This window comes from Rhodococcus sp. NPDC003383 (genome assembly GCF_053589115.1).
Genome location: NZ_JBSFRG010000005.1, coordinates 220,172 through 238,726 on the forward strand (window position 1 = coordinate 220,172; position 18,555 = coordinate 238,726).

Annotated in this window: 15 protein-coding genes and 1 tRNA gene; 7 read left to right on the plus strand and 9 right to left on the minus strand. The window is 69.4% G+C overall.

Annotation, left to right across the window (positions count from 1 at the left end):
- Positions 1-1,212, plus strand: coding sequence for an acyl-CoA dehydrogenase family protein (locus tag ACWDTS_RS07255; protein ID WP_248673367.1), 1,212 nt, complete (start codon positions 1-3; stop codon positions 1,210-1,212).
- A gap of 73 nt (positions 1,213-1,285) precedes the next feature.
- On the opposite strand, the gene ACWDTS_RS07260 is transcribed toward ACWDTS_RS07255, so the two are convergent.
- The 3 genes from ACWDTS_RS07260 to ACWDTS_RS07270 are packed head-to-tail and all read right to left on the minus strand — an operon-like array spanning position 1,286 to position 3,817.
- A complete protein-coding gene (locus ACWDTS_RS07260; protein ID WP_248673368.1) occupies positions 1,286-1,696 on the minus strand; it encodes a hypothetical protein in 411 nt (136 codons plus the stop codon).
- A 43-nt stretch (positions 1,697-1,739) separates the two neighbouring features.
- The gene (locus ACWDTS_RS07265; protein WP_248673369.1) at positions 1,740-2,555 is read right to left on the minus strand and encodes a TspO/MBR family protein; all 816 of its coding nucleotides are present in this window, start codon (positions 2,553-2,555) and stop codon (positions 1,740-1,742) included.
- Positions 2,556-2,602: 47 nt separating this feature from the next.
- Entirely contained in the window at positions 2,603-3,817 is a 1,215-nt protein-coding gene (locus ACWDTS_RS07270; protein WP_450117877.1) for a winged helix-turn-helix domain-containing protein, read from the minus strand.
- Between the two features lie 136 nt (positions 3,818-3,953).
- Between ACWDTS_RS07270 and ACWDTS_RS07275 the strand changes: the two genes are divergently transcribed.
- Positions 3,954-5,576 (plus strand): acyl-CoA synthetase, encoded by a 1,623-nt coding sequence (locus tag ACWDTS_RS07275; RefSeq protein WP_450110734.1) that lies wholly within the window; start codon positions 3,954-3,956, stop codon positions 5,574-5,576.
- A 129-nt stretch (positions 5,577-5,705) separates the two neighbouring features.
- On the opposite strand, the gene ACWDTS_RS07280 is transcribed toward ACWDTS_RS07275, so the two are convergent.
- Positions 5,706-5,782: transfer RNA gene (locus ACWDTS_RS07280), tRNA-Met, on the minus strand.
- Between the two features lie 510 nt (positions 5,783-6,292).
- Here ACWDTS_RS07280 and ACWDTS_RS07285 point away from each other — a divergent pair.
- On the plus strand, positions 6,293-6,811 hold the full coding sequence (locus tag ACWDTS_RS07285) for a transglycosylase family protein (RefSeq protein WP_450110733.1): 519 nt from the start codon (positions 6,293-6,295) through the stop codon (positions 6,809-6,811).
- A gap of 65 nt (positions 6,812-6,876) precedes the next feature.
- Here the strand turns inward: ACWDTS_RS07285 and ACWDTS_RS07290 are convergent, their stop codons facing one another.
- Positions 6,877-9,867, minus strand: a complete 2,991-nt coding sequence (locus tag ACWDTS_RS07290) for a UPF0182 family protein (RefSeq protein WP_450110732.1) — start codon at positions 9,865-9,867, stop codon at positions 6,877-6,879.
- Between the two features lie 204 nt (positions 9,868-10,071).
- Here ACWDTS_RS07290 and ACWDTS_RS07295 point away from each other — a divergent pair, with 204 nt between their 5' ends.
- Positions 10,072-10,671 carry a PPA1309 family protein gene (locus tag ACWDTS_RS07295; RefSeq protein WP_197254330.1) on the plus strand — a complete coding sequence of 200 codons (600 nt, stop codon included), beginning with the start codon at positions 10,072-10,074 and terminating at the stop codon, positions 10,669-10,671.
- 10 nt (positions 10,672-10,681) lie between these two features.
- On the opposite strand, the gene ACWDTS_RS07300 is transcribed toward ACWDTS_RS07295, so the two are convergent.
- Positions 10,682-11,707: a YlbL family protein gene (locus tag ACWDTS_RS07300; RefSeq protein WP_197254329.1), complete on the minus strand. Its 1,026-nt coding sequence runs from the start codon at positions 11,705-11,707 to the stop codon at positions 10,682-10,684.
- Positions 11,708-11,794: 87 nt separating this feature from the next.
- Here ACWDTS_RS07300 and ACWDTS_RS07305 point away from each other — a divergent pair, with 87 nt between their 5' ends.
- From ACWDTS_RS07305 to ACWDTS_RS07315, 3 genes are all read left to right on the plus strand, one after another.
- Complete coding sequence (locus tag ACWDTS_RS07305) at positions 11,795-13,282, plus strand: zinc-dependent metalloprotease (protein WP_450110729.1); 1,488 nt, start codon at positions 11,795-11,797, stop codon at positions 13,280-13,282.
- 94 nt (positions 13,283-13,376) lie between these two features.
- Positions 13,377-14,258 (plus strand): TOMM precursor leader peptide-binding protein, encoded by an 882-nt coding sequence (locus ACWDTS_RS07310; protein ID WP_450110728.1) that lies wholly within the window; start codon positions 13,377-13,379, stop codon positions 14,256-14,258.
- The gene (locus ACWDTS_RS07315) at positions 14,255-15,598 is read left to right on the plus strand and encodes an ABC1 kinase family protein (RefSeq protein ID WP_450110727.1); all 1,344 of its coding nucleotides are present in this window, start codon (positions 14,255-14,257) and stop codon (positions 15,596-15,598) included. The genes ACWDTS_RS07310 and ACWDTS_RS07315 overlap by 4 nt, the downstream gene beginning before the upstream one ends.
- Before the next feature lie 47 nt (positions 15,599-15,645).
- On the opposite strand, the gene ACWDTS_RS07320 is transcribed toward ACWDTS_RS07315, so the two are convergent.
- From ACWDTS_RS07320 to ACWDTS_RS07330, 3 genes are all read right to left on the minus strand, one after another.
- Positions 15,646-15,930 (minus strand): WhiB family transcriptional regulator, encoded by a 285-nt coding sequence (locus ACWDTS_RS07320; RefSeq protein WP_307846392.1) that lies wholly within the window; start codon positions 15,928-15,930, stop codon positions 15,646-15,648.
- Positions 15,931-16,076: 146 nt separating this feature from the next.
- On the minus strand, positions 16,077-16,220 hold the full coding sequence (locus ACWDTS_RS07325) for a hypothetical protein (protein ID WP_450110726.1): 144 nt from the start codon (positions 16,218-16,220) through the stop codon (positions 16,077-16,079).
- Positions 16,221-16,364: 144 nt separating this feature from the next.
- Positions 16,365-18,497, minus strand: a complete 2,133-nt coding sequence (locus ACWDTS_RS07330; protein ID WP_197254313.1) for an ATP-dependent DNA helicase UvrD2 — start codon at positions 18,495-18,497, stop codon at positions 16,365-16,367.
- Between the last annotated feature and the right edge of the window lie 58 nt (positions 18,498-18,555).

Genomic DNA, 18,555 nt, shown 5'->3' on the forward strand with positions numbered 1-18,555 from the left:
ATGATCAATCTCGAACTTCCGAAGAAGCTCAAGGCCTCTGCGAATCAGGCCCATCAGGTCGCCGCGCAGATCTTCCGCCCGGTCTCCCGCAAGTACGACCTCGCCGAGCACGTCTACCCGGTCGAGCTCGACACGATGGCCGCGATGGTCGAGGGGCTCAACGACTCCGGGCAGGGTGCGGCCGGCGCCGCGCTCGGGCGCGACGCGAAGAAGCAGGACGCCAAGGGCGGCAACGCCAACGGCGGCAACATGGCCGGACTGCTCAACGTCATCGAAACCTGCTGGGGCGATGTCGGACTGACCTTGTCCATCCCCTACCAGGGCCTGGGCAACTCGGCGATCGCCGCGGTCGCCACCGACGAACAGCTCGAACGGTTCGGCAAGGTGTGGGCCTCGATGGCGATCACCGAACCGAGTTTCGGCTCCGACTCGGCGGCCGTGACCACCACCGCCGTGCTCGACGGCGACGAGTGGGTCCTCAACGGCGAGAAGATCTTCGTCACGGCCGGTGAGCGTTCGACGCACGTCGTCGTCTGGGCCAGCGTGGACCGATCCAAGGGTCGCGCGGCGATCAAGTCGTTCGTGGTGCCGCGCGACGCACCGGGACTGAGCGTCGCCCGGCTCGAGCACAAGCTCGGCATCCGGGCATCCGACACCGCGGTCCTGGTTCTGCAGGACTGCCGAATCCCCAAGGACAACATCCTCGGTTCCCCCGAGGTGAACGTCGAACAAGGCTTCGCGGGCGTCATGCAGACCTTCGACAACACCCGGCCGATCGTGGCCGGTATGGCGATCGGCCTGGGACGGGCCGTGCTCGAGGAACTGCGCGCGATCCTGTCCGAGGCCGGGATCGAGGTGTCCTACGACATCCCGGCGAACAACCAGCACGCCGCGGCCGCCGAATTCCTGGCGCTCGAGGCGGATTGGGAAGCGTCCTACCTGCTCGCGCTGCGCGCCACGTGGATGGCCGACAACAAGAAGCCGAACTCGCTCGAGGCGTCCATCTCGAAGGCGAAGGCCGGACGCACCGGGACCGCGGTGTCGCTCAAGGCCGTCGAACTCGCCGGCACCTACGGCTACTCGGAGCGGCCGCTGCTCGAGAAGTGGGCACGCGACTCGAAGATTCTCGACATCTTCGAAGGCACCCAGCAGATCCAGCAGCTCATCGTCGCGCGACGCCTGCTCGGCAAGTCGTCCTCCGAACTCAAGTAAGCGGGTCGAACGCGAGAAACCGGTCCGGGGCGCCACGGCGGCCCGGACCGGTTTCCGTGCGACCTCGGGTGGCTCACGAGTCGAACCGGAAGGATTCGAGAACCCGCGGATCGCCGGTGGGAGCGTGGGTGAGGCACCAGGTGTCGAAGTCCTCACGGCGGAAACGGGATTCGGTGGGGACCAGGCGTATCTGAGGCCTCTCCGGGTCCATCCACCACACGAGGAAGTCCGTGACGGTCCCCTCTGCGGGCCAGCTGCCGGTGTCGTCGGGAAGCAACAGAACGTCGACGAATCCGCCGACGGGAAGACCGAGGTCTACGAAGATGCCGATCGCGCCCGGCCGTGGGATCAGTGCGACGGTTCCGGACAATCGCTGCCCCGGAACGAGGTTGGCACGCACTCGATCCCAGTCGTCAGGGTCGGAGCCCGGAAGACTCCAGCCGTAGGGAGGGTGCGGTCGATTCTCGTCGGGCTGTTCGGGCATGCCGACGAACCTACCGGCGATGGAGCGAAAGATGCCGCCGTGATCAGAATCGCGGTTCCGGCTTCGACGTGGCGGTCCGGACGACGACAGCCGACACCGCTGCCACGACGGCGGCAACGGCCGCGGCCACCGCGGCAGGTGTGGACTGCCAGCCGTCGGAGTCGATGCGCGCCAGCGCGATCCACAACAGCCCCCAGACGATCGCGGCCGTGACCGCGAGCCGCCCGCGTCCGACAACGGCCAGGAACACCGACACCACAGCCACCAGCGCGAGGACGATCACCGCCCACGTGTCCGCTCCCAGACCCAGCGGGTCGAGGCGGTCGGCCTGCAGCGCGGCGGCGATGTTCGCCCCCGTCGCGACCGCCACCCAGCCCAGATACACGAACATGGTGCCGTCGACCACCACTGCCTCGAGCCGGGACTCCGGCCGGGTTGCCGTGAGCAATACGAAAACCCTGGCCAGAACCCCGAGCAGCGCCGCGATGACCACGACGCTGAGCCACACCAGATCGACCTGGACGGCCAGGATCCATGCGGCATTGAGCAGCATCGACGCGGCGATCCACCACCCTGACTGTCGCTGACGCGGATTCGCGCGCTGCTGCGGCAGCGCCTGCCACACTGCGAGCGCGATCAACCCGACGTAGATGAGCGTCCAGATCGAGAAGGCGGCGCCGCCGGGCGCGACGGCCGTCGCATCAGCCGACAATGCTCCTCCCGCCGCCTCCGAGATCGGGGTTCCGGCAACCGCTCCCGAGCCGGGGAACGAACAGAGCACCGCGACGACCGCACTCAGTGCGACAACCGTCGTGCGGATCGAGTCGGTGGGCGAAGTCGTGCCGACGTGGGGCGTCATGCGATGCAGATGCCCGTCCTGGCCGTTCACGAAACCCCGAAGGGTGGTCAGAGGCGCGCCGCCAGCTCGGCGACCAGGTCGCCGCGGTCCCCGACCACGACATCGGACAGTCCCAGCCAGGTCGCCATCTCCCGCAGCTCGACGGCGAGGGATTCGGCGACCTCCCCGGCGTCGCGACCCGGTTCGACGAACGCGCCCGGCACGCGCAGGGCGTCGGCTCCGCGGTCGGCTTTGAGGTCGACCCGCCCCACGAGGTCACCGTTCTGCAGGAACGGGAAGACGTAGTAGCCGTGCACGCGTTTGTGGGCGGGCGTGTAGATCTCGATGCGGTACCGGAAGCCGAAGAGCCGCTCGGTGCGCGGCCGGCAGAAGACGAGCGGATCGAAGGGGCAGAGCAGCGCCGTGCCGTGCGCGCGTCGCGGGATCCGGGCGGCGGCATCCAGGTAGGCAGAATCGGACCAGCCGCGCACGGTCACGGGTACGAGCGCGCCCTCGTCGACGAGATCGGCCAGGGCCGCCGCCGTCTGCTCGGCCGAGAGCCGGTAGTAGTCGCGCAGATCCGCGGCGGTGGCCACCCCCAGCGACCGTGCCGCACGACGAACGAGCTCGCGGATCGCGTCGCGCTCGTCGATCTCCACGCCGATCACGTCGTCCGGGAGGACACGTTCGGCCAAGTCGTAGTGCCGGGTGAAGCCGACCCGCCGGTCGACCGACAACGCGCCGGAGGCGAAGAGCTGTTCGCAGATCACCTTCGTCTCGGTGCGTCCCCACCACGGCCCGCCGCGGCCCTGCGGCGTGATCCGCAGGTGCCGTTCGATGTCCCCGGCGGTGGCGGCACCGACCTCCCTGACGACGTCGAGCACATCCCTGCCCAGCATGGGATTCTGCTCCACCACACGTCGTTCCCCGGCCCAGCGGCCGTGGGAGTAGCGGTTCATGCGCCACCGCATCAGCGGCCAGTCGTCGACGGGGATCAGCGCGGCCTCGTGCGCCCAGTATTCGACGAGGGCGCGCGGCGACCGGCTCGTGTTCTGCCAGGCGGCGGTGTCGAGGAGTTCGCGGTCGTAACCACCGATCCGGCTGAACACCGGCATGTAGTGCGCGCGCACGGCGACCGACACCGAGTCGAGTTGAAGCAACGACGTGCGCTGGACCGCGCGCAGCACGTGACGGCGCGTGGCACGGCCGGCCGGGCGACGGTCCGCGAAACCCTGGGCGGCGAGGACGACGCGTCGGGCCGCGTCGGCGGTCAACTCGAGCACACCTCCACCCTGTCATCGACCCCCGACATCGGAGCTTCCTCCCCTACCCGGGGCGACGGTGAGCGCAAAGGTGCCCCCATCGGCTGTGATTTGGGTCACGATGTGGGTGCATCCATCGGGCACAAGGAGGTGTCGTATGTCGGCGCAGGATCTCGTCCGGAAGGTCACCGACACCGTCGGATCGCTCATGGTCATGCAGCGCGCCGGGGTACTGTCGTTCCCCCGGGTCGACCACACGGTCTCCACGCTCCTCGCGGTGCGCAAGTACGGACCGTTCGCCGGGCCGGTGCACGCCGACGTCGCACGCGGCCTCGAGGCCATCGCGATCATCGACGAACGTGGCGCGGTCAGTTACCGGAACCTCGAAGGCATGTCCAACGCGCTGGTGCGGGCCTGGCAGGCCGACGGCATCCGCCCCGGCACCGTGCTGGGTGTGATGGCACGCAACCACCGCGGCCTGGTCCTGACGATGCTCGCGTCGGCGAAGCTCGGCACGAAACTCGTGCTGATGAACACCGGACTCGCACCCCGCCAGCTCGCCGACATCGCGGCCCGCGAGAACGTCGAGACGTTCGTGTTCGACTCCGAGTTCGCCGCCGCGGCCGCTGCCCTGCCCGAGGGCACCCGCACCTATCTGTCGTGGCAGGACGAGCTGGTTCCCGGCGCACCGGCCATCGACTCGCTGCTCTACAAGTTCGATCGGTCGCCGGTCCCCGCGCCGTCGGAGCCGGGCGGATTCGTGCTGCTCACCAGCGGTACCACCGGCACCCCGAAGGGCGCGCCACGCGGCCGGACCTCGCCGTTCACATCCGCCCAGTTCCTCGACCGGGTTCCGTTGCGTCGTGGCCAGAGGATGCTCATGGCCGCGCCCGCCTTCCACGGCACCGGCGTCTCCCAGATGGCGATGGCCCTGGCGCTGGGGCAGACGGTGATCATGGCGCGCCGGTTCGATCCGCTCGAAACCCTGCGGCTCATCGAGGGCGAACGGGCGAACGTGCTGGTCGTCGTGCCCACGATGCTGCAGCGCATCCTCGACCTCGGCATCGGGAAGATCGCGGAGTTCGACACCTCGAGCCTGAAGATCATCTTCGCTGCCGGGTCGGCCCTGTCCCCCGATCTGTGCCGGCGCACCCGCGAGGCGTTCGGCGACGTCCTGCACAACCTCTACGGGTCGACCGAGTGCGCGGTCGCGACGGTCGCGACCCCCGAGGACCTGCGGCGCGCGCCCGGAACCGCCGGCCGCCCACCCGTGTCGTGCCGGGTGGAGATCCTCGACGACGCGGGTAACCCCGTCACCGAACCCGGCGTGTCCGGCCGCATCTTCGCCGCCAGCGGACTGAGCTTCGAGGGCTACACGGACGGGCGGGACAAGGAACGCATCCGCGGTCTGCTCTCGACCGGCGACGTCGGTCACTGGGACGCCGACGGCTATCTGTTCGTCGACGGCCGCGACGACGACATGATCATCTCCGGCGGGGAGAACGTGTATCCGCTGGAGGTGGAGAACCTGCTGGTCGAACGCGACGACGTGCTCGACGCGGCGGTAGTAGGGGTGGAGGATCCCGAGTTCGGCGCCCGCCTGCGGGCGTTCGTGGTCCCCACACCCACAGCAGCCCGCGACCCCGAGGAGATCAAGGCGTACGTGAAGGCGAATCTGGCGCGCTACAAGGTGCCGCGCGATGTGATCTTCCTCGAGGAACTTCCCCGCAACACGACGGGCAAGCTGCTCCGCCGCGTGCTCGTCGACATGGAGATCTGACCGGTCCCCTCCGAGCGAATGTATCGCTCGGCTCCTTCAACCGAGCGAACGGTACATTCGCTCGGAAAAATTGGGCGGACGCGGGCAAAAGGAAAGGCCGGCATCCGAATTCGGATGCCGGCCTTCCGGTGGTAGCGGGGACAGGATTTGAACCTGCGACCTCTGGGTTATGAGCCCAGCGAGCTACCGAGCTGCTCCACCCCGCGTTGCAGAAACGAAGTTACACGAGCGTTCGAACCGAAGGCAAATCGCCTGCACCGCCACCTCCAGGGGACGGCACCCGCCGGCTCGCCGAACCGAAAATCGGCGTCCGCCACCCGAGACAACAGGCGAAAACTGGTGACCCGGACCACATTCCACGCATGATTCATTTCACATAACGGGCGTGTAACAGAACGGGTGGCTGACCGTTATTTTCGACCGTCGACCTGGGGAAATGCCGGTCGACGGTCTCACCAGTTGGACACGCGTCCGCCGAATCGGGTGGGTATACGCCGACGCGACCGCTCTGTACGGTCGGTCCCGGCCCGAAACCACCGGGCCAACACCGGACTGCCGCTGCTGACACCCTGCCCCGCAGGATCCGGTGCCTACGAATCCTTCGAGGGGCAGGGACGCGGCCACGACACGCGCCCGCTCCCGATCGACGCCGAATCCGGTGTGACGAGGATGCCAGGGCCCGCCGCCGTCAGCGAGCGCGGAGAGGATCCACCCGCATGACCACTCTGTTCAGCAAGCGCGGCCTGGGCATGGCCGTCGTCACCGGCGCCCTCGTCGCCCTCCCCGTCGGCCTGGCCACCGGCACCGCCTCCGCAGCGACCCACAACTGGGACGGCGTCGCGCAGTGCGAGAGCGGCGGAAACTGGGCCATCAACACCGGTAACGGCTACTACGGCGGCCTCCAGTTCTCGCAGAGCACCTGGACCGCCAACGGCGGCACCGGCAGCCCGCACACCGCGTCGAAGGAAGAGCAGATCCGCGTCGCCGAGAACACCCTGCAGTCCCAGGGTCCCGGTGCGTGGCCGGTGTGCGGTCAGTACCTGACCACCGAGTCCGCGCCCGCGCCCGCTCCGGCGGCACCCGCCCCGGCGCCGGCCCCGGCTGCTCCGGTCGCGCCCGCGGCCCCCGTGCCCGGCGACCAGGTGCAGCAGGCCATCGACGCCGCACGCGTCCTCGCCGAGCAGAACGGTCTCGGCGCCCAGTTCCAGCAGCTGATCGACGTCGCCGGCCGCTGACCGAACGCAACGAAGCCGGGCCCCGCACTGAGTGCGGGGCCCGGCTTCGTGGTTGAACCTACCGATCAGCCGCCGGTCGCCTGGTAGGCGTCGACCGCCCGCTGGACCCGTTCCAGGGCCCGGCCGTAGGCCGCGAAGTCACCGCTGCGCTGCGCGTTGCTCAGCTCGGTCAGCGCGGCGTCGAGTTCGTTCACGGCGGCGGCCCGGTCCGCGGGCACCGGAGCCGGCGCCGCCGGCTGCGGTGCGGGCTGCGGCACGGACCCCTGCGCCTGTTCACCGTTCGCGCCCGGCTCCGCCGGTGCGGTCGGTGCCGATTCGCCGCCCGGCGCGGTGGCGGCATTGCCGACGCCACCGCCGAACACCTGATCCAGCGCGCCCGCCAGCGTCGGGGCGTAGCCGATGCGCACGCCGCCGCCCTGTCCCGGTTCGCGATAGCTCACCAGCACCCGCGACAGCTGCGGGAACGTGGACGTACTGCCACCGGTCGAGTTGCGTTCGGTGTACATCGGCTGGACGTACAGGATGCCGCCCTCCGCGATCGGCAGGGTGAGCAGGTTGCCGTAGTGGATGCGGTTCGACCGCTCGAGCAGCGTCCGTTCCGACGCCACCCGGGTATCGGAGATCATCGCGTTCTGCGTCTGCTCGGGACCGAACGTCTGGGTGTCCGTCGGCAACTGCAGGATCGTGAACTTCCCGTAGTCCTTCGGGTCGGCGTCCACCGAGATGTACGCCGACAGGAACTGCCGGTTGTAGCCGACCATCGCCGAGGTCAGCCGGAACGACGGCGCCGCCGTCTCCTCGTCGCCGACGAGCACGTAGTACGGCGGCTGGTTGGCGTTCGTCTCGACGGTGGGATCCGACGGCACCGACCAGAACGCGTTGTTCGTGAAGAACTCACGCGGGTCGTCCACGTGGTACTTCGCGAGCATCTCGCGCTGCACCTTGAACAGGTCCTCCGGGTACCGGAAGTGCGAACGCAACTCGTCGGTGATCGCCTCCTGCGGGGTCACCGCATCCGGGAACACACCCATCCACGCCTTCAGGACCGGGTCCTGATCGTCGACCTGGTACAGGGTGACCGTTCCGTCGTACGCGTCGACGGTCGCCTTCACCGAGTTCCGGATGTACGAGACCTCCTTGCGGGGCAGCAACCGGCCGGTGTTCTGGTCGATGCTGTCCTCGACCAGACCCTCGAGGGAACTGCGCTGCGCGTACGGATAGTTGTCGAGCGTGGTGTACGCGTCGACGATCCACACGATCCGCCCGTTCACCGCTGCCGGGTAGGCGTCGCCGTCGGCGGTCAGCCACGGCGCGACCTTGGTGACACGGTCGCGGGGGTCGCGGTTGAACAGGATCTTCGAATCCTCGCCGATCGCGCCGGAGAACAGGATGTTGCGCTCGGCGTACTTCGCGGCGAACGCGAGCCGGTTGAACCAGTTCCCGATCGAGACACCACCGGAACCGTCGTAGGTGTACTTGTCGGTGTCGGTGTCGTACTCGCGCGGCCCGGAGTCGCCGGCGGCACCGACGATCGCGTAATCCGGATTCGCCTGCGCAATGACCTCACCGAAGTAGATCCGCGGCTGCTCGACCGGGATCACCTGGCTGTCGGTCTTGAGCGAGGCGAGATCGCTGACCATGTACACGGGGTAGCCGCTGTTGCTGTTGGCGGCTTCCTCCGCCGATTCGCTGGCGGCCGCGTTGACCCGGTTCGCCGGCGCGGCGACCAGGCCGTTGCCGTGCGTGTACACGGTGTGGCGGTTGATCCAGTCGGTCTGGTTGCCGGTCAGGCTCGACGGGGACAGCTCGCGGGCGGCGACGATGTAGTCCTCGACCTTCCCGTCCACGCTGTACCGGTCGATGTCGAGCGACTGCGGGAACCCGTAGAAGTTCTTGAGCTGCTGCTGCTGGGTGAACGTGCGCGGCAGCACGTTCGGGTCGAGCAGACGCGTGTTCGCGATGGTCGTCAGGTCTGCGGGCACATTGCTCGGCGACGCGGTGCCGACCCCCGGATAGTCCCGGTACTCCACCTTGTCGTCGGTGATGCCGTACGCCTCGCGGGTCGCGGCGATGTTCCGTTCGATGAACGGGGATTCCTTGTCCGCGGCGTTCGGGCGCACCGAGAACTGTTCGACGACCAGCGGATACACCGCGCCGACGAGGATCGACGAAAGCACCAGCAACGCGGTGGCCAGCGCCGGGATCCGCAGATCCCGCAACACGATCGCGGCGAAGAACGCGATCGCACAGATCACCGCGATGGCCAGCAGGATGAGCTTCGCCGGCAGCACCGCGTGGATGTCGGTGTAGCCGGGGCCGGTGAACGTGGGTTCCTTGCGGCCGCTCCACAGCAGCGTGTACCGGTCGAGCCAGTAGGCGATCGCCTTGAGCGCGACGAACACACCGGCGAGAACCGCGAGCTGGATCCGCGCGGCACGGCTGACGTTGCCGCCGCGGCCGGCGAGCCGGATACCGCCGAAGATGTAGTGGGTGACCAGGTTCGCGATGAGCGCGAGGATCACCGCGACGAACATCCAGTTCAGCAGGAACCGGTAGAACGGCAGGTCGAACGCGTAGAACCCGACGTCGAGCCCGAACTGCGGATCCACGGTGCCGAACGAGCCGCCGTTGAAGAACATCTGCACGGTGACCCAACTGGCCTGCGCGACCAGACCCGACAGCAGACCCAGCACGATCGGGATGCCGAGCCCGAACATGCGCATGCGGGTCATCACCGTGGTGCGGTATCGCGCGACCGGGTCGTTGGGACCGGCCGTGGGCACGAACACCGGCCGCGATCGATAGGCCAGCAGCATCGCCAGCCACACGACGGCGCCGACGAAGAGCGCGGTGACCACGAACAGGACGATGCGGGTCACCAGCACCTTGACGTACACGTCGCGGTACTCCACCTCACCGAACCACAGCCAGTTGGTGTATGCGTCGACGAGCCGGGGACCGAGCAACAACAAGGCCGCCACCACCAGCGCGAGGATCAGCAGAACCTTGCTGCGTTTGGACAGGGTGGGTACCCCTGATGGGGGCCTCATTCCCACGTGTCACACTCCCAACTCTTCGGCGGCGCCGATCACGCCGCAGTTGCTCGCCCCCGTGCATCGCGCGCCGCGCGCGTACACCGGTGACCGTTTCGCCCCAACTCTACGGAACGAATCGCTCCTGCCGCCGAATCGACGGACTCACGGAACCGGTCCCGTGAGCCGCGGTGATTCACCGCAGGCTCACGGTGCAAGGATAGGACGGTGAGTGAGCATCTTCCCGTCCCCTCCGAAGAAGGCCTGCGCCGCTGCGTCGGCGAGATCGTCGACTTCGTCGACGCCGACGGCTGGGGCCGTCCGCCGGTGATGTTCGCGCTGGTCCCGACCGCGCTGCTGGCTGCGGAGGAACCATCGCTCGGTGACCGGCTCGACGAGGGCAGCGAATACACCCCGATCGAACAGGACGCCTTCCCCGAGGACGTCGAGGGTGGCAGTCCCGCGCTCGACGAATTCCTGGCGACCACGAGCTGGCCGTCGTCGGTGGCCGGGTGTGTGCTGGTCCAGGAGATCGTGGTGTTGCCGCCCAGCGCAGAGTCCGATCTCGACGACGCACTCGCGCCGCGGCTGGCCGACGCGCACGCCGCGGACGAGGCGGCGCGGCTCGCGGCGCACAGTCATCCCGACCGGCGTGAGGCGCGCCTGATCGCGGGGGTGCTGCGCGACGGGCCGTCGCTGTGCCTGCTGCAGCTGCGCCCCACCGACGACGAGGATCCGTTCGCGGGCATCGAACTGCGCACCTACGAGAACCTGGCGCCGAACCTGGTCGCCGCGCTCTACGCGACGCTCGAACCCGACGAGGACTGACGTCCCGCGGTCACGCGCAGGTGGGTGCGTCGCCACCGGCGGCGACGGTCGCGAGGGCGTCGATCGCGTCGTCGAGCGACTCGACCCGGATCAGCTGCAGCCCGTCGGGGACGTCGGTGAGGGCCTCGGCGCAGTTGTCCGCGGGCACCAGGAAGTAGGTCGCGCCGTCGTCAACCGCGCCGTCGAGCTTGTGGGTGATGCCGCCGATCGGTCCGACCTTGCCGTCCGAATCGATGGTGCCGGTGCCCGCGACGGCGAGCCCGCCGTTGAGCGGGCCGGGGCTGAGCTTGTCGACGACGGCGAGGCTGAACATCAGGCCGGCCGAGGGGCCGCCGATGTCGGCGAGGTTGAAGGTGACGGTGAACGGCACCTCGGGCACCTCTTCGGTGGTGATCCCGAGGTAGCCCTTCTCCGGGTCACCCGGACGCGCCGCGACGGTGACCTGCACGTCCTCGTCCATGCCGTCGCGGCGGACCTGGACGGCCAGTTCCGTACCCGGTGCGGCCGCCCCGACGGCGCGCTGCACGCTTCCGGCCGTGGTCACCGGCTCCCCCGCGACCGCGACGATCTGGTCTCCCTCGCGGAACACGCCGGTCGCGGGCGCGTCCTCGCCGACCTGCGCGACCCGCACCGTCACCGGCAGACCGAGGTGGTGCAGCGCGGCGAGTTCGGCGCTGCGTTCGGACTGGGTGAACAGCGCCTGGTCGGCGGCACGGACGTCGTCCTTGCTGACATTCGGCGGATACACGGTCTCGCGCGGGGCGAGCGCGTACCGGTCGCTGATCCACACCGTCAGTGCCTGCGCGAGAGTCAGCTGGTCGTTGACGCCGACAGTGGTCATCCGCAGCTGACCGGTGGTCGTGTCGGGTTCGATGCCGTCGATCTGTACGACGGGCTTGCCGTCCGCCTCGCCGAGTGTGTCGAACGTCGGCCCCGGGCCGAGCGCCACGTACGGAACCTTCACGTTGGTGGCGATACCCGCCAGAGCCAGAAGGGGGACCAGCACCGCGAGCGGCGTCACGAACCGTCGATTCACCCGGTCCAGGGTAGCGGCAGCCGATGTTCGCGATCAGCGTGACCACGCAGGACCGATCGCCGTCGGACGCCTTGTACCGTTGGATACATGAGCGACACGCCTTTCGGCTTCTCGAACTCCGACGACGACCCGGACCGGAAGAAAGACGACAGCTCCGGCACCGGCGGGTCCGGATCCGAGGGCGGTGCGTCCGGCGGCTTCCCGTTCGGCTTCGGGCTGCCGGGCGGTGCGAACCCGTTCGGTGGTGGTGACCCCGGCGCCAACCCGTTCGGCGCCCAGGGCTTCGACCCCGCCCAGCTCGGCCAGATGCTCTCCCAGTTCGGCCAGATGCTCAGCGGGATGGGCAACGCGATGGGCACCGGCGGCACCGGGCCGGTGAACTACGAGGTCGCCATGAAACTGGCCCGGCAGCAGGTCGGGTCCTTCACGCCGGTCTCCTCCGGGGAAGCCGATGCGATCCGCGACGCGGCGCACCTCGCGGAACTGTGGCTCGACGGTGCGACAACGCTCCCGGCGGGCGCGACCCGCACGGTCGCGTGGACGCCGGTCGAGTGGCTCGAGAACACTCTCGACACCTGGAAGCGGCTGTGCGATCCGGTGGCCGAGCAGATCAACGGCATGTGGATCCAGGGCCTGCCCGAGGAAGCCCGGCAGATGGCCGGCCCCATGCTCGGCATGTTCGGGCAGATGGGCGGGCTCGCGTTCGGTTCCCAGCTCGGTCAGGCGCTCGGCCAGCTGTCGAAGGAGGTGCTGACCTCCACCGACATCGGCCTGCCGCTCGGCCCGGCCGGAACCGCGGCGCTGCTGCCCGAAGCGATCGACAAGTTCGGTGACGGCCTCGAACAGCCCGCGCAGGAGGTGCTGGTGTTCCTGGCCGCCCGCGAGGCGGCGCACCAGCGTCTGTACAGCCACGTGCCGTGGCTGCGGCAGCGGCTGCTCTCGACCGTCGAGGACTACGCCCGCAACATCCGCATGGATTTCTCCGCCATCGAGGATCTCGCGCAGGGCCTCGACCCGTCCGCGCTGACCGATCCGTCGAAGCTCGAGGAGATTCTCAAGCAGGGCGCCCTCGAACCGCAGACCACCCCGGAACAGAAGCAGGCGCTCGAACGGCTCGAAACACTGCTCGCGCTCGTCGAGGGCTGGGTGGAGACCGTCGTGTCCGACGCGCTCGGCGACCGGATCCCCGGGACGTCGGCGCTGAGCGAGACCCTACGTCGCCGGCGTGCGTCGGGCGGTCCCGCCGAGCAGACCTTCGCGACGCTGGTCGGCCTCGAACTGCGGCCGCGCAAGCTGCGGGAGGCCGCAACGCTGTGGCGGACCCTCACCGAACAGGCCGGTACGGACGCGCGGGACAAGGTGTGGGCCCATCCGGACCTGTTGCCCGAGTCGTCCGACCTGGACAGCCCGGCCGGATTCGTCGACCGGGTTCTCGGCGGCGACACCGGGGCGTTCGACGATCCGATCGCCCAGTTGCGGGCCGTCGAGGAACGCGAGCGCGCGGAGAAGGAGAAGGAGAAGGAGAAGGGCAACGGCGAGCAGGGCCGCGAGGCCGGTCCCGACGAATCGGCCTGACGTCCTGTTCCCGCAGGCAGCAACCGGTTTCTGCCTGTGGATAACCCGCTGATCGGGGGCGTTGCCGGACGCTGCGGCTGTCAGGCTCGACGTCATGACGTCACCTGCGCACCCGCCCGGCCCCACCCTGGACCCCTGCCTCGAACTGCTGCGCCGCCCGGACGGCACCGTCCAGCTCGGCTGGGGACCCGAGACGGGGGCCCTGCTGGCCCCACCGGAGGGCATCGACACGTTCGATCTGCTCACCGTGCTGCGGATGCTCGACGGTCGCCACCCGCGTGAGACGGTGCTTGCCCACGTCGCGGATCGCGGCATGGACGCGGCCGCGGTCGACGCGATCCTCGACGATCTCGTCGCGTGCGGGGCGCTGCGGGACCCCGCGGCGCACACCGGTCCGGCCCCCACGACGGAACCGCGCGTGCGGATCCACGGAGACGGTCCGATCGCCGATGCGGTCGCCGCACACCTGACGGTGTCGTCGGTGCGGGTGTCGCGGTCCGGTTCGTATCCGCAGACCAGCGACGTCACGACCTGGAACGTGCACTGCGTACTGCTCACCGACGATCTGACGCCGGATCCGAATCTCGTCCTGGATCTCATGCGGAACCGGATCCCGCACCTGCCGGTCCGGCTCCGGGACGGACGCGGTGTCGTCGGCCCGTTCGTGGTCCCCGGCCGGACCAGTTGCCTGCGCTGCGCGGACCTGGTCCGAACCGATCTGGATCCCGCGTGGCCGCACCTGGCGACCCAGCTGTGGGGCCGGGTCGGACGCGCCGATCCCGCCGTGGTCCTCGCGACTGCGGCGGTCGCGGTCGGGCAGATCGACGCCCTCGCGGCCGGCCGGCCGGAGAACGCGCCGATCCTGATCGACCGCACCCTCGAGGTGGACCTCGGCGCGCACCGGTTCACGACACGCCGTTGGTTCCGGCATCCGCGATGCACGTGCGCACCGATGACGGGGCCCGGTCGTGCATGATGGTGGGCGTGGCCGAGATTCCCCGTAAGAGCTCTTCCCGCACCGCCAAACTGGCGAGCATCCCGCTCGGGATCGCCGGACGCGCCGCAGTCGGTTTCGGACGCCGACTCGCCGGCGGCGACCGCGACGAGATCGACGCCGAGCTGGCCGCGAAGGCGGCCGAGCAGTTGTTCTCCGTCCTCGGCGAGCTCAAGGGCGGCGCCATGAAATTCGGGCAGGCACTGAGCGTCATGGAGGCCGCCGTCCCGGAGGAGTTCGCCGAGCCGTATCGCGAGGCACTGACCAAGCTGCAGTCCGAGGCTCCACCGCTGCCCGCGAAGGCCGTGCACCGGGTACTCGATCAGCAGCTGGGAACCCGCTGGCGCGAGCGTTTCTCCTCGTTCGACGACGTGCCGACGGCGTCGGCGAGCATCGGGCAGGTGCACCGGGCGGTGTGGTCCGACGGTCGCGACGTCGCGGTGAAGGTGCAGTATCCGGGTGCCGACGAGGCGTTGCGCGCGGATCTGCGCACGCTGCAACGATTCGCGGGTCTGTTCGGGACGGTCATGCCGGGGACCGACGTGCGTCCGGTCCTCGACGAGTTGACCGCCCGCACGGAGGAGGAACTCGACTACCGCATCGAGGCGGACAACCAGCGGGCCTTCGCCCGGGCGTTCGACGGCGACCCCCGCTTCGTGGTGCCGCACGTTGTCGCGAGCGCACCGAAAGTGGTCGTGACCGAATGGCTTTCGGCAACACCGCTGTCGGCGATCATCCAGAACGGCACCCGCGAGCAGCGCAACCGCGCGGGGGCGCTGCTCGCCGAGTTCCATTTCGCCTCGCCCGCAGTGGTCGGGCTGTTGCACAGCGATCCGCATCCCGGGAACTTCATGCTGCTCGACGACGGCCGCCTGGGCATCATCGATTTCGGGGCGACCGCGGCGATGCCCGACGGGCTGCCGCCGGTGCTGGGCCGGATGGTGCGCCTGGCCGTGGAGGAGCGGTTCGACGAGCTGACCGAACTGCTGTACTCGCATCGGTTCGTGTTGCCCGGCAAGGAGGTGACGGACCGCGAGATCGCGGACTACCTCCGGCCGTTCACCGATCCGATCCGCACCGAATCGTTCCACTTCACGCGGGCGTGGCTGCAGAAGGCCGCCGGCACGGCCACCGATTTCTCGAGCCCGCAGTTCCGCACCGCGCGGACGCTGAACCTGCCGCCGGAGTACGTGAGTGTGTTCCGGGTGCTGCTGGGCTCGGTGGGAATCTGCGCGCAGCTCGACGCGTACGCACCGTACATGCGCATCCTGTCGGAATGGTTGCCCGGTTTCACGGACGACCGGTCCGAGGTCCTCGAGTGATCCCCTGATCCCGAGGGCCCCGGACCGGGTCCGGAGTGGTCACGAATTCACGCGCACACCAACTGTTTCCGGGGGCGACCCCGGGGACGCTTGCGTGCGACGACGGTTCCGCGATCGAAGATCTCGCCGCCCCACACACCCCACGGCTCCGCGCGATCGAGTGCCGCCGCGAGGCAGCGCGTGCGGATGGGGCAGCCGGTGCACAGCGCCTTGGCCTGCTCGAGCTCGGCCGGGGTCTCGGCGAACCACAGGTCCGGGTTGTCCTGTCGGCACGGGAGTTCACGCACACGTGCCGCCCCGGTCCGGTCGATCGCGACGACGATCTCGGTCACGGTCGCGGTCGTCGTGGTGGGCACAGTTGCGGTCGGCACAAGGGCCTCCTTCTGGCTGGTTCGGATGATGTGAGCGAACCGGTGGCCGGAAAGAAGAACGGCCACGGTCCGCTGAGCGGGGTCCGTGGCCGAAACGATGGGGCTGGTTACCGGGGAATCTCCCGGAACCGGCTTCGGGCCACGGACGAGGCGGCGGCGGCGCGGCGGCGATGCGCCTGCCGTGCGGCAGCGAGCGGCGCCACGACGCGCGCGGCGGCCAGTGCTGCTGCAGCTGCCTTGAAGCCGATCATCGTGGCCACCTCCTCACATCGTTCGCGCACGAGCTCTTCCCGTGACAACATCGTCCAGCCTAGATTCGATGCCGTCGATCGCACAAGTTATTTTCTACCTGCGGTTTTGCGGTCAGAGGGTTTTGCGGTCAGAGGGTTTTGCGGTCAGAGGTCGAGAGTGTCCGCGGTGCGTTCGCCGCGCACGAGGGCCAGCACGTCCTCGCCGTACTGCTCGAGCTTCTTCGCACCGATCCCCGGGATCGCCACCAGTGATCGGGTGTCGCCCGGCCGCTGCTCGGCGATCGCGACGAGCGTGTTGTCGCTGAACACGACGTAGGCCGGCACCTTCTGCTCCTTCGAGCGTTCCCGCCGCCAGTTCTTCAAGGCCACCAGCAGGTCCTCGTCGAGGTTCGACGGGCAGGTCTCGCACCGGCCGAGCATCGTCGACGTCGACCCCATCAGCGGCTTGCCGCACACCCGGCACTGCGGCCGCTTCTTCTTCGAGGGCGGGGGTGTCGCGATGCGGGAGGCCGGCGAGTCCTCCGGGATGAGCCCGTGCAGGAACCGGGACCGGCGCCGCGTCCGGCGACCGCCCTCGCTGCGCGACAGCGCCCACGACAGGTGCAGGTGGACGCGGGCGCGGGTCACCCCGACGTACAGCAGGCGGCGTTCCTCCTCGATGCCCGCCTCGTCCGGCGGGGTGTTGCTGTCGCCGGTGACATGGCTGATGGGGAGCATGCCGTCCGTGAGTCCGACGAGGAACACGGCGTCCCATTCGAGGCCCTTGGCGGCGTGCAGCGATGCGAGGGTCACGCCCTGCACGGTCGGTGGCTGCCGAGCTTCGGCGCGTGCCGCGAGGTCGCGCAGCAATTCGTCGAGGGTGAGTTCGGGCTGGTGCTCGAGCAGTTCCTCGGTGAGCTGCACGAGCGCGGTCAGCGACGCCCAGCGTTCGCGGGCCTGCGCACCCGCCGGTTCGGTGTCGGTGAGGCCTAGCGGCACCAGGACCGCGCGGACGAGGGTGAGGAGCCCGGTGCCCCGGCCCGATTCCTCGGGCAGGTCGTCGCGATTGTGCACCTGCCGCAGCGCGTTGACGGCCTGCCGCACCTCGTCGCGCTGGAAGAACCCTTCACCGCCGCGCACCTGATACGGGATCCCTGCCTCGGTGAACGCCTGCTCGTACACCTCCGACTGCGCGTTGATCCGGTACAGCACCGCGATCTCCGCGGCGTCGACCCCGTCGCGCAGCAGCTTGGCGATCGCCTTCGCGACGGCGGTGGCCTCGGCCGGTTCGTCGTCGTACTCGGCGAAGTGCGGCTCGGGGCCGGGCGGGCGCTGCCCGATCAGCTGCAGCCGGGTGCCGGCGATGCGGCCGCGGGCCGCGCCGATCACCCGGTTGGCGAGGTCGACGACCTGCGGGGTGGAGCGGTAGTCGCGCTCGAGGCGCACGATCGTCGCATCGGGGAAGCGCCGGGTGAAGTCGAGCAGGTACTTCGGGGTGGCGCCGGTGAACGAGTAGATGGTCTGGTTGGCGTCGCCGACGACGGTGAGGTCGTCGCGGTCGCCGAGCCACGCGTCGAGGACGCGCTGCTGCAGCGGGGTGACGTCCTGGTATTCGTCCACGACGAAGCAGCGGTACCGGTCGCGGAACTCCTCGGCGACGGCGCTGTTCTCCTCGAGCGCGCTCGCGGTGTGCAGCAGCAGGTCGTCGAAGTCGAGGTACATCCCCTCCTCGCGGACCTTGAGTTTCTCGTAGATCTCGTAGACCGCTGCAACCCGGGAAGCCTCGGCAGGGGGTTCGCGGCGGACCCGCGCGACCGCGGCCGGATAGTCCTCGGGCGCGATGAGCGAGCCCTTCGCCCATTCGATCTCCGAGAGCAGGTCGCGCACCGTGTCCGTATCGGTCGCGAACTTGGCGCGGTGCGCGGCCTGGGACACGACCGCGAACTTGCGGTCGAGCAGCTGCCACGGGATGTCTCCGACGACCTGCGGCCAGAAGTAGCGCAGTTGCCGCAACGCGGCCGCGTGGAAGGTGCGGGCCTGCACCTGGGGGCCGGATCCGCCGACTCCCAGTGCACGCAGGCGGGACCGCATCTCCCCCGCCGCGCGGGCGGTGAAGGTCACCGCGAGGACTTGGCCGGCGGAGACGTGACCGGCGGACACGAGGTGCGCGATGCGCCGGGTGATGGTGCGGGTCTTGCCGGTGCCGGCGCCGGCGAGTACACATACCGGGCCTCGCGGGGCGAGTACCGCCGCCGCCTGCTCCGGGTCCAGCCCGTCCACCGCCGCATCCACTCGCATGGCCTCCATCATGGCAGTGCGTCCCGACAGCCGGTTGCCACGACTCCCTCGACGCCTG